Here is a 14019-nt window from a genome sequence, read left to right as displayed (position 1 = left end):
AAGGTATGGAGTGCGCGGACAGTGGCCGACCGACTGATCATCCGTGGTGCGCGGGAGCACAACCTGCGCGACGTCAACCTCGACCTGCCGCGCGACGCCATGATCGTATTCACCGGGCTCTCCGGCTCGGGCAAGTCCAGCCTCGCCTTCGACACGATCTTCGCGGAGGGGCAGCGGCGGTACGTCGAGTCGCTGTCGTCGTACGCGCGGCAGTTCCTCGGCCAGATGGACAAGCCGGACGTCGACTTCATCGAGGGGCTCAGCCCGGCCGTCTCGATCGACCAGAAGTCGACCTCCCGCAACCCGCGCTCGACCGTCGGCACGATCACCGAGGTCTACGACTACCTCCGGCTGCTCTACGCCCGGGTCGGTGAGCCGCACTGCCCGATCTGCGGCGAGCGGATCAGCCGGCAGAGCCCGCAGCAGATCGTCGACCGGGTGCTGGCGATGGAGGAGGGCACCCGGTTCATGGTGCTCGCTCCGGTCATCCGGGGCCGCAAGGGCGAGTACGTCGACCTCTTCGCCGAACTGCAGGCCAAGGGGTACGCCCGGGCCCGGGTCGACGGTGTCGTCCACCCGCTGACCGAGCCACCGAAGCTGAAGAAGCAGGAGAAGCACACCATCGAGGTGGTGGTGGACCGGCTCACCGTGAAGGCGAGCGCGAAGCAGCGGCTCACCGACTCGGTCGAGTCCGCCCTGGGGCTGTCCGGCGGGCTGGTCCTGCTCGACTTCGTCGACCTGCCGGAGGACGACCCGAACCGGGAACGGCGCTACTCCGAACACCTGGCCTGCCCCAACGACCACCCGCTGGCGATCGAGGACCTCGAACCCCGGGTCTTCTCCTTCAACGCCCCGTACGGTGCCTGCCCGGAGTGCACCGGTCTGGGCACCAAGAAGGAGGTCGACGCCGAACTGGTCGTCCCGGACCCGGAACGCAGCCTGCGGGAGGGCGCGATCCAGCCGTGGGCCGGCGGGCAGACCCAGGAGTACTTCCTGCGCCTGCTGGAGGCGCTCGGCGACGCCGAGCACTTCAACCTCGACACCCCGTGGCGGGCATTGCCGTCCCGGGTCCAGAAGACCATCCTGCACGGCTCCAACGACCAGGTACACGTCCGCTACCGCAACAAGTACGGCCGGGAACGCTCCTACTACACCGGTTTCGAGGGTGTGGTGCAGTGGATCGAGCGGCGGCACAACGACACCGAGTCGGAGTGGTCCCGGGACAAGTACGAAGGCTACATGCGGGACGTGCCCTGCCCGGTCTGCCGTGGCTCCCGGCTCAAGCCGGAGGTGCTGGCGGTCACCCTCGGCGGGCGCAACATCGCCGAGATCTGCGCCCTGTCGGTCGGCGAGTGCGCCGAACTGCTCGGCGGACTGACCCTGACCGACCGGCAGAAGATGATCGCCGAGCGGGTGCTCAAGGAGATCAACGCCCGGCTGCGGTTCCTGGTCGACGTCGGACTCGACTACCTGTCGCTGGACCGGCCGGCCGGCACCCTCTCCGGAGGGGAGGCGCAGCGGATCCGGCTCGCCACCCAGATCGGCTCCGGCCTGGTCGGCGTGCTCTACGTACTCGACGAGCCGTCGATCGGCCTGCACCAGCGGGACAACCACCGGCTGATCGAGACCCTGGTCCGGCTCAGGGGCCTCGGCAACACCCTGATCGTGGTCGAGCACGACGAGGACACCATCCGGACCGCGGACTGGATCGTCGACATCGGGCCCGGCGCCGGCGAGCACGGCGGCAAGATCGTGCACAGCGGCTCGGTGCCGGACCTGCTGGCGAACGAGGAGTCGGTGACCGGGGCGTACCTGTCCGGACGCCGGTCGATTCCCACGCCGAAGAGCCGCCGGCCGCAGACCCCGGGCCGGGAACTGGTGGTGCACGGGGCCCGCGAGCACAACCTGCGCAACCTGACCGTGCCGTTCCCGCTCGGGCAGTTCATCGCGGTCACCGGGGTCAGTGGCTCCGGCAAGTCGACCCTGGTCAACGACATCCTGTACGCAGTACTGGCCAACCAGATCAACGGCGCCCGGCTGGTGCCGGGCCGGCACACCCGGATCACCGGTCTGGAGCACGTCGACAAGGTGGTCGGGGTCGACCAGTCACCGATCGGGCGTACCCCACGGTCCAACCCGGCGACGTACACCGGGGTCTGGGACCACATCCGCAAGCTCTTCGCCGAGACCACCGAGGCGAAGGTCCGGGGGTACGGTCCCGGGCGGTTCTCGTTCAACGTCAAGGGCGGCCGCTGTGAGGCGTGCAGTGGTGACGGCACGATCAAGATCGAGATGAACTTCCTGCCTGACGTCTACGTGCCGTGCGAGGTCTGCAAGGGCGCCCGGTACAACCGGGAGACCCTGGAGGTCCACTACAAGGGCCGGACCGTCTCGGACATCCTGGAGATGCCGATCGAGGAGGCGGCCGAGTTCTTCTCGGCGATCCCCGCCATCCACCGGCACCTGAAGACCCTCGTCGACGTCGGCCTCGGCTACGTACGGCTCGGCCAGTCGGCGCCGACCCTCTCCGGTGGCGAGGCGCAGCGGGTGAAGCTCGCCTCCGAGTTGCAGAAGCGGTCCACCGGACGGACCGTGTACGTGCTCGACGAGCCGACCACCGGACTGCACTTCGAGGACATCCGCAAACTGCTCGGGGTGCTGGAGAGCCTGGTCGACAAGGGCAACACGGTGATCGTCATCGAGCACAACCTCGACGTGATCAAGACTGCCGACTGGTTGATCGACATGGGTCCGGAGGGTGGCCACCGGGGCGGTACCGTGCTCGCGGCCGGCACCCCCGAGGAACTGGCCGAGGCGGCGGAGAGCCACACCGGGGCGTTCCTGCGGCCGGTGCTGGGCCTGACCGGACCGGCGGCGGGAGCCGCCACGGCCACCGCCCGGGCGGCGAAGGCCAACGGCGTGAAGGCCAACGGCGGAGGCGCCACGAAGGCGGCCGGCGGTGGGGCGGCGAAGGCGAACGGGGCGGCGAAGGCGAACGGGACGGCGAAGGCCGCCGGTGACGCGGCCGCCGCGAAGCCGGCCACCCGGGCCGGCGGCTCGGGACAGGGAAAGAGCCCGGCCCGGGGGCGGCGCGTCGCATCGTCTTGATGATGGGACGGTTGAACCGGTTGCCGGACATATCCGTGTCTTCGGGCATGGCCGCGGACGACCAGGAGCGCGGCGTCGATCAAGGAAGGCTAGGCATGAGTGACGAGCAGACCGTAACCGGGCCGGGCACGCAGACCCGACGGGCACTGCTGGCCGGCGTGGGCGCGGTGGGCGCCTCCGTGGTGCTGGCCGCGTGCGGCACGGGCGACGACGATGCCCTGGACGGGACGACCGGCGGCGACAACCCGGGTACGCCCAGCGGCGGTGCCTCGGAGAGTGCCCCGGCCGGCGGCGGCGCGGCGCTGGCCAAGACGGCCGACATCCCGGTCGGCGGCGGCAAGATCCTCACGGATCAGGAGACCGTGGTGACCCAGCCGACGGAGGGCGAGTTCAAGGCCTTCAGTTCCATCTGCACCCACCAGCGCTGCCCGGTCACCAGTGTGGAGGGCGGCACGATCAACTGCAGCTGCCACAACAGCAAGTTCTCCATCGCCGACGGCTCCGTCAAGGGCGGCCCGGCGACCAAGAAGCTGCCCGAGAAGAACATCACGGTCGACGGGGACAACATCGTCCTGGCCTGAGGCCCGGTCGGCGTACCGACGCGGCGACGCGGCCAGCTCGCATCGCCGCGTCGCCGCCGGTCGCTCCCGTTGATCACAGATTAGGCTTGTCGACGTGCCTGACCCCGCTACCTACCGCCCCGCACCGGGCACAATCCCGGACGCCCCCGGCGTCTACCGCTTCCGCGACCCGACCGGCCGGGTGATCTACGTCGGCAAGGCGAAGAGCCTGCGGAGCCGGCTCAACTCGTACTTCGCCGACCCGTGGTCACTGCACGACCGCACCCGGCAGATGGTCACCACGGCCGCCTCGGTCGACTGGATCATCGTGGGCACCGAGGTCGAGGCGCTCCAGCAGGAGTACACCTGGATCAAGCAGTACGACCCGCGCTTCAACGTGCGCTACCGCGACGACAAGTCGTACCCGTACCTGGCGGTCACCCTCGACGAGGAGTTCCCGAGGCTGCAGGTGATGCGGGGCGCCAAGCGCAAGGGGGTCCGCTACTTCGGGCCGTACTCGCACGCCTGGGCGATCCGGGAGACCCTGGACCTGCTGCTGCGGGTCTTTCCGGCCCGGACCTGCTCCTCCGGGGTCTTCAAACGGCAGGCCCAGATCGGCCGACCCTGCCTGCTCGGCGACATCGGCAAGTGTTCGGCACCCTGTGTCGGGCGGGCCTCCGCCGAGGAACACCGGGGCATCGTCAACGAGTTCTGCGACTTCATGGCGGGCCGCACCGACCGACTGGTCCGCCGACTCGAGCGGGAGATGGGCGAGGCCAGCGAACACCTCGAATTCGAGCGGGCGGCCCGACTTCGCGACGACCTCGTGGCGCTGCGTCGGGCCATGGAGAAGCAGACCGTGGTCCTCGGCGACGGCACCGACGCGGACGTGGTCGCGTTCGCCGAGGATCCCCTCGAGGCCGCCGTCCAGGTCTTCCACGTCCGCGACGGTCGGGTACGCGGCCAGCGTGGCTGGGTCGTGGAGAAGGTCGAGGACCTGACCACCGGCGACCTGGTCCACCACTTCTGCACCCAGGTGTACGGCGGTGAGGAAGGCGAGAGCGACGTCCCCCGGGAACTGCTGGTGCCGGCGTTGCCGGGCGACGTCGACGCGTTGGCCGACTGGCTGTCCACGCGTCGGGGCAGCCGGGTGACCCTGCGGGTGCCACAACGTGGTGACAAGAAGGCGCTGCTGGAGACGGTGGCGCGCAACGCCGCCGGGGCGTTGACCCAGCACAAGCTCCGTCGGGCCGGCGACCTGACCACCCGCAGCGAGGCACTGGACGAACTCACCGAGGCGCTGGGCCTGCGGACGGCGCCGCTGCGCATCGAATGCTACGACGTTTCCCAGATCCAGGGCACGGACGTGGTGGCGAGCATGGTCGTCTTCGAGGACGGCCTGGCCCGCAAGAGCGAATACCGGCGGTTCGCGGTCCGGGGCGCCACCGACGACCTGTCGGCGCTCTCCGAGGTACTGCGTCGACGGTTCAGTCGCTATCTCCAGGCCCGGGGCGAAACCGGGGAGATCGGCGACGAGATGGCCTCCGACCCGGACCGCCCCGGCATCGACCCGGCCACCGGCCGGCCCCGGAAGTTCGCCTACCCGCCGCAGTTGGTGGTGGTCGACGGTGGCCAACCCCAGGTCGCGGCGGCGGCAGCGGTCCTGGCGAAACTCGGCATCGACGACATCGCGCTCTGCGGCCTCGCCAAGCGGCTGGAGGAGGTGTGGCTGCCCGGCGACGAGTTCCCGGTGATCCTGCCCCGCACCTCCGAAGGGCTCTACCTGCTGCAGCGGGTACGGGACGAGGCACACCGGTTCGCCATCACCTACCACCGGCAGCAGCGTTCCAAGCGGATGACCACCTCAGGACTGGACCAGGTCGCTGGTCTCGGCGAGGTACGTCGCAAGGCGCTGCTGCGGCACTTCGGTTCGATGAAGCGACTGTCGGCGGCGACGGTCGAGGAGATCACCGAGGTGTCCGGCATTGGTCGACGTACCGCCGAGGCGATCGTGGCAGCGCTGCGTCCGAGCCGGGAGTGATCCCGCCCCGGACACGGTGACGGTCAGTCCGGGGGCACCGAAGGTTCCGGCGGCACCACGTACTGGTGGCCGAGTCGGCTGTGCCACACGAAAACCCCGGGTTGGAGCTGCCGTAGCCGCCAGCCGCCCTCGTCCTTCAGCCGGTGGTCGTGACGGCACAGCACCGCAAGGTTGTCGGGTGTGCTGGGGCCACCGTCGACGTACCGCCGGACGTGGTCGAGGTCGGCGTGGCTGGCCGGGACCCGACAACCGGGGGCCCGGCAGGTCTGGTCGCGGGACCTGACGAACGCGGCATCCCGGATCTTGGGTCGACGACGGACCGGACCATTGTGGATCAGCCGGCCGTTGCGGTCGTAGACGCTGATCCGCCACGCGGATTTGCGGCTGCGCGAGGCGATCTGCCGGGCCGTCTCGGCCACCACCGGGCCCCAGCCGGACAGCTCACCCGGCAGGTCGGTCAGCCCCATCAGGGTGGTCAGCGGAACCCGAAGGTCGACGCCGCCTGTGCTGTGCGGCCGGGCATCCGTCGCCACGCCTGCCGCGGCGGCCCCGACACCCTCCAGCAGGTCCAGGAACGTGTCCGCGCGGAGTTGGTCCAGGCTCCGACCGTCACCGGCCCGTTTGGCCGCCCGGGCCAGCGCATCCACCCTGGCCGCGGCGATCGCCGCACGCTCGACCGGCAGTTGGTAGCCGGCCAGGGTGGCGGTGCCCTCGGAATCCGTCTCCGACACCAACCGTCGGTGCCGGATCGAGCGGGCCTGCCGGCGTCGCGCGGCCTCCGGATCGCTGGCGATGACCAGGGCGCGCAGCCGGGCGGCCAGCTGGTGGGGGGTCAGGCCGGCGGCCGTCTCGAGGACCTGGCTGACCAGCCGTCGGGCGGTTTCCTCGTGCAACGCGAGGGTTCCCTCACTCAACACGCGCGCCCGGGGCAGGTCGATGTCTCCGGCCGCCAACGCGGCATGCACCTGGGGGAGTCGCCGGAGCAGGTCGGCGGCGAGGTGGAGTGTGTGCTCCGCCGCGCGTCGGGTCAGGCGCAGCGCCATCCGGATCTCGTCGGCGGCGAACTCGTCCACCTGTTCGACCCGGGCCGCCGGCGCGTCGGCGTCACCGGGTGGACAGTGCGCGACCTCGACCAGGTCGGCAAGGAGTTGGGCCTGGTCGTACGCCACCTGGCGGGCACGGGCCTGCAGCATCGTCACGGCGTCGTGACCGTTAAGCTTCGCGCGGTCGATGGTGGCGAGGAGTAGACCCAGCTCCGGACCGGGCGGCAACTCCGCCAGGTTCTCAGGGACCATCACTCGTTCGATCACATGTTCGAGGCTAAAGCGACCCACCGACAGAATTTCCGACCGCGACCCGCCCTCACAACGCGATGGGCCGGTACCCGAACATCCGGTCGACGACCTCCGACGGATCGGGTTCGGGGTCGAGTCCGTGTCGGTTTGGATAGAAGATCAGGCTTGCGGTGTAACCACTCGGCAGCGGTATCTGGCTGTCCAGCAGGTCCAGCCAAGAGTGGATCTCCTCCTCGGTTCCGTTGCCTGCCGTGATCCGGGTGACCAAGTTGATCATCTTTGTCCGGTCAAGTCGACGCTTGTCGCGACCGTGTCGCGGGTCGCCCATGTCCCCTCCATGATGTCGGTCGCACGAACGCCGTGATGGTAGTGGCTCTGTCGACCGTCGCCGGATGTCTGGATCGCGGACTTGGGCAGGAAGGTCGGATGTGCTGACCGTACGCTTGTCAATTCTTGTTTGCCGGTGTCCGGTTCCGGTTCATGATCGACCCGGTCCGGTGGAATGCTGGCGGGCTGGGGGTCGTTACATTACGCGTACGACTGAGTAGCACGGCTGGTGAGCTGGGCTGATGGGCTCGGGTCTGGGAATGATCCGGGGTTGCCGGTCGTTACATATGGCGTTCGCTTGAGTACCAGCCCCTCTTTGGTACGTGGCGATCGAGCTTCTGGTCCCCGGGAGAGCTTCTTCTGGTGTGGGCCGTTCTCTTTCTTTTCTCTGGCACTTGCATGCGCCCCCCTTGCGTGTGTGGGTGTTCATCCCCGATTGGAAGGAACGACGATCATGAACAGGATGCTGTTCGGTCGGTGGATTCCGGCCATCGCTGAGACTTCTCTGGTTCGTAGGACGGCGCTGGGTCTGACTGGTCTGGCGTTTGTTGGTGGCGCTGTCGCTGGTCCGGCGGTTGCCGCGCAGGCCGCTCCCGAGCATCACGGGGTGAACCTGGTGGCGCAGTCGGTGACTGTGGACAAGGGCGATCACAAGCCGTCGCGGGACAAGCTGGTTCCGCATGGTGTGCAGGGTGCGCAGGCGTCGATTCCGATCTCGCCTGAGCAGGCGGACAACGTGAAGGCGATTGTGAAGGCGACGAAGAAGGCTGGTCTGGACGAGCGGGCCGCGGTGATCGCGGTGGGCACCAGCCTTCAGGAGTCGAAGTTGGAGAACCTGGGTGACCTGGGTGCGAACAACGATCATGACTCGCTGGGTCTGTTCCAGCAGCGTCCGAGTTCGGGTTGGGGTTCGCCGGACCAGATCATGGACCGGGAGCATGCCACGACGGCGTTCCTGGACGGGTTGAAGCAGGTGGACGGTTGGCATGATCTGCCGCTGACCGTGGCTGCGCAGAAGGTGCAGGTGTCGGCGTACCCGGACGCGTACGCGAAGTGGGAGAACCAGGCTGCTGACCTGGTCGCCAACGCCTGGAACAACAGCTGACGCCTGGAACAACAGCTGACGCCTGGAACAACAGCTGAAGACGTAAGGACTTCCGACCGTTGGCCGGGTCCCCACCACGGGGACCCGGCCAGCGGCGTATCCGCCCGGTTATCCCTCCCGCTCCGGCAGGTCACGCAGCTTCGGGATCGGCGACGGCAGCACCCAGAGCACCCCGGCCAGCGCGCCGACGGTGGCGATCCACAGCGTGGGACGTACGCCGAGCGCGGTGCCCAGGGCGCCGCCGAGCAGTGCCCCCAGCGGACGGATGCCGTAGTTGATGGTCCGCTTTACGCCGGTCACCCGGGCGAGCAGCGTCTCCGGGATGGTCGCCGTCTGCATCGACCCCACGGTGATGTCGAGGACCATGACGCCGAGGCCGGAAAGGAACTCGGCAGCGACGAGGGCGCTCAGTAGCAGGGGAGTGGGGCCGTCCGCGAGCGGTACCAGTATCAGCGGTGCCGGGAAGAGGATGAAGCCCAACACCACGGTCCGGCCGAGGCCGAACAGTCGTACCAGCCGACTGGTGACCACCGCGCCGAGCAGGGCACCCAACGAACCGGTACCGACCACCAGGCCGAGCAGTCCGGGGGAGATCCCGAGCTCACTACTGGCGTAGAGCACGAACAACGCGGCGAACATGTAGTTGAAGAGGTTCAGTGTGGTGGTGCCGAGCACGGTCGCACGCAGGATCCGGGACCGGGCCACGAACTGGAGGCCCGCGGCGAGGCCGAGTCCGCGGCTGGTCTCGGCAGCCGGCCCGGCGGGCGCCGGTGCCGTCCGGGGGAGTCGACCCAGGAACAGGGCGGATAGCAGGTACGACAGCGCGTCCGCCAGCAGTGCGACCGGCGCGCCGAGCACCTGCACCAGCAGCCCGCCGACGCTCGGACCGGCGACGAACGACATCGCGCGACTCCCGTTGACCAGTGCGTTGGCGTCGACGTAGTCCTTCCTCGGCACCAGTGACACGAAGAGTGCGCTGTGGGCCACCTCGAAGAGCACGGCCAGGGTGCCGCTGAGGAACGCGACGAGGTAGAGCTGTCCCAGGCTGAAGATGCCGAACAGGTACGCGATCGGGACCGCCGCCAGCAGGACGGCCCGACCGAGGTCCGCGAGGATCATCACCCGCCGCTTGTTCGGGTACCGGTCCAGCCAGGCGCCGGCAATTAGGGAGAAGAGCAGGTTCGGCAGCAGGGTGGCGGCGGTGAGGTAGCCCATCTCGGCTGGGCCAGCCCCGGCGCCGAGCACGGCGAGCAGTGGCAGGGCCAGCACCGAGATCTGGTCGCCGAACAGTGAGACGGTCTGTGCCGACCAGTACCGCCGGAACGGTGGCTGACGCAGCAGCACCGGCAGCCACCGTCGGTTTCTGGCCGTCGGAGCCTCCGGCGGGGCGAGCGTGCCGCTCACTCCGGTTCCCCCTGGGTCTCCGCCCCGGACCGGTCCGTCGGTTCGGCGGGCTGGCCGGTTGGCTGTCCGGCCGGTTCTCCGGCTGAGGGCGCCGGGGTACCGGCTGAGGGCGCCGGAGTACCGGACGGCGGCGCCGGGGCGCCGGGCGGGGCAGCCTCGGTGGGCAGCAGCAGTTGGATGATGCTGATCGGACGGGACCCGGCGGGACGCCTGGTGGGGTCGGTCAGCCGGTCGTCGTACGCGGCCAGCAGCGTCTCGAACTGTCGGGTGAGCGCCGCCAGTTCCTCGGCGGTCAGGTAGACGAGGGCGTCGCCGAAGCCGGTCAGCGCGCGCCACTGCGGCGGTTCGTGCGCGCGTTGTGCCAGGTGGGCGCGGGCGCGCTCCAGGTAGTGCTCCAGGATCACCGCGTTGAGCTGGTCGGCCGCGGCCCGCAGGGCCGGGTCGTCCGACGTGTCGTCCCAGGAGGTCATGAGGGCGGTCGCCCGCCAGGGGCGCTCTCGCTCGTCGGCGCCGGGGACCCGTTCGGCGAGGCCGTATCTGGCCAACTGTCGAAGATGGTACGAGCAGCTCGGCACACTCTCGTTCAGTCGCTCCGCCGCCTGGGTGGCGGTCAGCGGGCCTTCGCGTCGGAGCAGTCCGACCAGTGCGAGGCGCAGCGGGTGCGCGTACCCCCGCAGGGCTCGTGGATCGGTCAACCTGACTTCGGGATGGCTCATACCCTAAAGATAGTTCTAGAAAGAAAGCTTTAGCAAAGCCGTATCATCGTCCCTCGAGCCCGTCGGCCGGTCGGATTCCGACGGGCGGGTAGATTACGAACCCAACCGCGGCTGGGGGTGGAACGTGCGCGAGACGTGGGTGGCGACCGACCGGTCGCCGGTGGCCGAGGGGGGTTCGGTGGCCGAGGGCGATTCGGCGGCCGAGGGAAACCCGGTGGCCGAGGGGAACCCGGTGGAGCCACAGACGGCCGGGATCGAGCCGAAGACCGCTGACGTCGAGCCGACGGTCGCGGAGCCGGAACCGTCCCCGGACGGCGAAGGGCCGAACCGGTCGGACACCACGCTGGTCGTGGTCACCGGCGTCTCCGGCGGCGGCCGCAGCACCGTCGCCCGCGCTCTGGAGAACGTCGGCTTCTACGTGGTCGACAACCTTCCCCAGGCGCTCATGCTCGACATGGCCGAGCTTGCCTTCCAGGCCGGCGGCGCCGCCCGGCGTACCGCGATGGTGCTGGACGTACGCAGCCGGGCCTTCTCCACCGACCTTGCCGGCGCGATCCGGGCGCTCAAGGAGCGGGGCTTCCAGCCCAGGGTGGTGTTTGTGGACGCCGACGACGAGGTGCTGATCCGGCGCTTCGAGAGCGTGCGCCGTTCCCACCCGCTGCAGGGCGACGGCCGGCTCGCCGACGGGATCGCGATCGAGCGCGGCCTGCTCGAGGAGGCCCGCGACCAGGCCGACGTGATCATCGACACCAGCCACCTGAACGTGAACCAGCTCCGCAGCCGGGTCGAGGAGCTGTTCGGCGCCGAGGACGCCCGCCGGCTGCGGGTCACCGTGCTCTCCTTCGGCTTCAAGTACGGCCTGCCGCCGGACGCCGACTTCGTGCTCGACGCCCGCTTCCTGCCGAACCCCTACTGGGTTCCGGAACTGCGCGAACACACCGGCCGTGAGGAGGGCGTCAGCCGGTACGTCCTCGGCCAACGTGGTGCGGTCACCTTCGTCGAGACGTACGCCCGGTTGATCAACGCGACCGCGCCCGGCTTCGAACGGGAGGGGAAGCGGTACCTGACCGTCGCGGTTGGTTGCACCGGCGGCAAGCACCGCAGCGTGGCGATCGCCGAGGAACTCGCCAGCCGGCTGCGTCAGGCCCGGCTCGCGGCGAACGCCCAGCACCGCGACCTGGGGCGCGAGTGAGCGGCGAACGCCCAGCACCGCGACCTGGGGCGCGAGTGAGCGGCGAACGCCCAGCACCGCGACCTGGGGCGCGAGTGAGCGGCCTACGGGTCGTCGCGTTCGGGGGCGGGCACGGCCTGGCGGCATCGCTGCGGGCGCTGCGGCACTGCGCACCCGAACTGGATCTGGAGATCACCGCCGTGGTGACCGTCGGCGACGACGGTGGTTCGAGTGGCCGGTTGCGCGCGGAACGGGGTGCGCTGCCCCCCGGTGACCTGCGCCAGGCGCTCGCCGCCCTCGCCGCCGACGAAGCGGCCAGCCAGCGCAGCGCCGACCTGTTCCAGCACCGGTTCGTCGACGGCGGTCCGGGTCGGGACCCGCTCGCCGGTCACGCGGTCGGCAACCTGGTGCTCTGCGGGTTGATGGAAATGCTCGGCAACCCGGTCGCCGCCCTCGACCACGCCGCCGGCATGGTCGGCGCGGTCGGCCGGGTACTGCCGATGTCCTGCGAACCGGTCGGGATCGAGGCCCGGGTCCGCGGCGCCGACCCACGTCGACCGAGTGCGGTGCAGACCGTACGAGGTCAGCACGCGGTGGCGGTCACCGACGGTCGGGTCGAGCTGGTCCGGCTCACCCCGGAAGGGCCACGGGCCTGCCCGGAGGCGGTGGAGGCGGTCGGCGTCGCCGACTGGCTCATCTTCGGGCCGGGCAGCTGGTACACCAGCGTGATCCCGCACCTGCTGGTGCCCGAGCTGGCCGCCGCGATCGTCGCCAGCCCGGCCCGCCGGCTGGTCACGCTCAACCTTGCCAACGAGGCGGAGACCCTCGGGCTCTCCCTCGCCGACCACCTGGCGGCACTCAACTGGTACCTGCCGGCCCTCGGCATCGACGTGGTGGTCGCGGACGGTAAGGCGGTGGGTGACCCCGAACCGGTGCACCGTGCGGCAGAATCGCTGGGTGCGCGGCTCGTGCTCGCCCCGGTGGCCGTCCCGGACGGTGGACCCCGACACGATCCCGCAGCGCTGGGAGCCGCACTGGTGCCTCTCCTGGGCGCCGATCGTTAAGCACGTACGAATCACCGGCACCCGCCGGAACCGGCCCATGAGGTGACGAGAAGATGGCGATGACCGCTGCGGTCAAGGACGAACTGAGCCGGGTCGACGTGCCCAAACCCTGCTGCCGCCGGGCGGAGATGGCCGCGCTGCTGCGGTTCGCGGGCGGCCTGCACATCGTATCCGGCCGGGTGGTGGTCGAGGCGGAACTCGACACCGGCGCGGTGGCGCGCCGGCTCCGCCGGGAGATCGCCGAGGTGTACGGGTATCCGAGCGAGATTCACGTGCTCGCCTCCGGTGGGCTGCGCAAGGGCAGCCACTACATCGTCCGGGTGGTCAAGGACGGCGAGGCACTCGCCCGGCAGACCGGCCTGCTCGACGTACGCGGTCGACCGGTGCGGGGCCTGCCGCCGCACGTGGTGGCGGCCAACGTCTGTTGCGCGGTCTCGGCCTGGCGTGGCGCCTTCATGGCGCACGGCTCGCTGACCGAGCCGGGCCGGTCCTGCGCCCTGGAGATCACCTGCCCCGGGCCGGAGTCCGCGCTCGCCCTGGTCGGCGCCGCCCGGCGGATCGGCATCACCGCCAAGGCCCGCGAGGTCCGGGGCGTCGACCGGGTGGTGGTCAAGGACGGTGACGCGATCGCGGCGCTGCTCACCCGGATCGGCGCACACTCCAGCGTGCTGTCCTGGGAGGAGCGCCGGGTCCGTCGCGAGGTGCGGGCGACCGCGAACCGGCTGGCCAACTTCGACGACGCCAACCTGCGCAGGTCCGCCCGGGCCGCGGTCGCCGCCGCCGCCCGGGTCACCCGGGCGTTGGAGATCCTCGCCGACGACGCCCCCGACCATCTCACCTCGGCCGGCCGGCTACGGCTCGAGCACCGGCAGGCGTCGCTTGAGGAGCTCGGCGCGCTGGCCGACCCGCCGCTGACCAAGGACGCCATCGCCGGCCGGATCCGTCGACTGTTGGCGCTGGCCGACAAGCGGGCTCGTGACCTCGGCATCCCGGACACCGAGGCGGCGGTGACCCCGGACATGCTCACGGTGTGACCGCGGGTCACCGGTGGTGTGATCGGACCCGTACGGATTCTCCCCCGACGCAACGCGACGTTCTGAGCTCGGATAGGGTCGCAGCGTACGGCGACGGGGCCGGAACCGGCTCTCCGCCGTGCAATTTCGCCTCGGGGCGGGCCGGGATGACCTAGCAGCGGCCGACCTTCCATGGGGTCGGCGCACCCATCTTC

The 14019-nt window shown here is 70.1% G+C and carries 10 protein-coding genes and 1 pseudogene; 7 read left to right on the top strand and 4 right to left on the bottom strand.

Translation table 11 applies throughout. The features are described from left to right. Positions 1 to 21: 21 nt before the first annotated feature. From uvrA to uvrC, 3 genes and pseudogenes are all read left to right on the top strand, one after another. Positions 22 to 2952 (top strand): annotated as a pseudogene (gene uvrA / locus ABGB05_RS07320) (excinuclease ABC subunit UvrA); the annotation flags it as partial. A gap of 251 nt (positions 2953 to 3203) precedes the next feature. Then, positions 3204 to 3689 carry a Rieske (2Fe-2S) protein gene (locus ABGB05_RS07315; RefSeq protein WP_347652407.1) on the top strand — a complete coding sequence of 162 codons (486 nt, stop codon included), beginning with the start codon at positions 3204 to 3206 and terminating at the stop codon, positions 3687 to 3689. A gap of 94 nt (positions 3690 to 3783) precedes the next feature. Continuing rightward, positions 3784 to 5709: an excinuclease ABC subunit UvrC gene (gene uvrC / locus ABGB05_RS07310; RefSeq protein ID WP_347652406.1), complete on the top strand. Its 1926-nt coding sequence runs from the start codon at positions 3784 to 3786 to the stop codon at positions 5707 to 5709. Positions 5710 to 5732: 23 nt separating this feature from the next. Here the strand turns inward: uvrC and ABGB05_RS07305 are convergent, their stop codons facing one another. Beyond that, positions 5733 to 7019, bottom strand: a complete 1287-nt coding sequence (locus ABGB05_RS07305; protein WP_347652405.1) for a DUF222 domain-containing protein — start codon at positions 7017 to 7019, stop codon at positions 5733 to 5735. Between the two features lie 52 nt (positions 7020 to 7071). After that, the gene (locus ABGB05_RS07300; protein ID WP_347652404.1) at positions 7072 to 7332 is read right to left on the bottom strand and encodes a hypothetical protein; all 261 of its coding nucleotides are present in this window, start codon (positions 7330 to 7332) and stop codon (positions 7072 to 7074) included. Between the two features lie 453 nt (positions 7333 to 7785). On the opposite strand from ABGB05_RS07300, the gene ABGB05_RS07295 reads away from it, so the two are divergent. Next, positions 7786 to 8436 carry a hypothetical protein gene (locus ABGB05_RS07295; RefSeq protein ID WP_347652403.1) on the top strand — a complete coding sequence of 217 codons (651 nt, stop codon included), beginning with the start codon at positions 7786 to 7788 and terminating at the stop codon, positions 8434 to 8436. Between the two features lie 108 nt (positions 8437 to 8544). Here ABGB05_RS07295 and ABGB05_RS07290 read toward each other — a convergent pair whose 3' ends face one another. Continuing rightward, positions 8545 to 9786 carry an MFS transporter gene (locus ABGB05_RS07290; RefSeq protein ID WP_347652459.1) on the bottom strand — a complete coding sequence of 414 codons (1242 nt, stop codon included), beginning with the start codon at positions 9784 to 9786 and terminating at the stop codon, positions 8545 to 8547. Positions 9787 to 9836: 50 nt separating this feature from the next. After that, the gene (locus ABGB05_RS07285; RefSeq protein ID WP_347652402.1) at positions 9837 to 10556 is read right to left on the bottom strand and encodes a helix-turn-helix domain-containing protein; all 720 of its coding nucleotides are present in this window, start codon (positions 10554 to 10556) and stop codon (positions 9837 to 9839) included. Positions 10557 to 10899: 343 nt separating this feature from the next. Between ABGB05_RS07285 and rapZ the strand changes: the two genes are divergently transcribed. From rapZ to whiA, 3 genes are all read left to right on the top strand, one after another. Beyond that, positions 10900 to 11748, top strand: coding sequence for an RNase adapter RapZ (rapZ, locus tag ABGB05_RS07280; RefSeq protein ID WP_347652458.1), 849 nt, complete (start codon positions 10900 to 10902; stop codon positions 11746 to 11748). A gap of 74 nt (positions 11749 to 11822) precedes the next feature. Next, positions 11823 to 12791 (top strand): uridine diphosphate-N-acetylglucosamine-binding protein YvcK, encoded by a 969-nt coding sequence (gene yvcK, locus ABGB05_RS07275; protein WP_347652401.1) that lies wholly within the window; start codon positions 11823 to 11825, stop codon positions 12789 to 12791. 53 nt (positions 12792 to 12844) lie between these two features. After that, a complete protein-coding gene (gene whiA, locus ABGB05_RS07270; protein ID WP_347652400.1) occupies positions 12845 to 13825 on the top strand; it encodes a DNA-binding protein WhiA in 981 nt (326 codons plus the stop codon). Positions 13826 to 14019: the final 194 nt, after the last annotated feature.

It is taken from the genome of Plantactinospora sp. B5E13, assembly GCF_039871775.1.
In the GTDB taxonomy this organism is placed as follows: Bacteria; Actinomycetota; Actinomycetes; order Mycobacteriales; family Micromonosporaceae; genus Plantactinospora.
The sequence above is the reverse complement of the archived record's forward strand: the minus strand, read 5'-3'. Positions and strand labels throughout refer to the sequence as shown.

What these genes read in the sequence shown, in the direction of transcription:
- ABGB05_RS07315 (WP_347652407.1), top strand. Translation starts at nt 3,204, where the DNA reads ATGAGTGACGAGCAGACCGTAACCGGGCCGGGCACGCAGACCCGACGG.
- ABGB05_RS07300 (WP_347652404.1), bottom strand. Translation starts at nt 7,332, where the DNA reads ATGGGCGACCCGCGACACGGTCGCGACAAGCGTCGACTTGACCGGACA.
- ABGB05_RS07295 (WP_347652403.1), top strand. Translation starts at nt 7,786, where the DNA reads ATGAACAGGATGCTGTTCGGTCGGTGGATTCCGGCCATCGCTGAGACT.
- ABGB05_RS07285 (WP_347652402.1), bottom strand. Translation starts at nt 10,556, where the DNA reads ATGAGCCATCCCGAAGTCAGGTTGACCGATCCACGAGCCCTGCGGGGG.
- whiA (WP_347652400.1), top strand. Translation starts at nt 12,845, where the DNA reads ATGGCGATGACCGCTGCGGTCAAGGACGAACTGAGCCGGGTCGACGTG.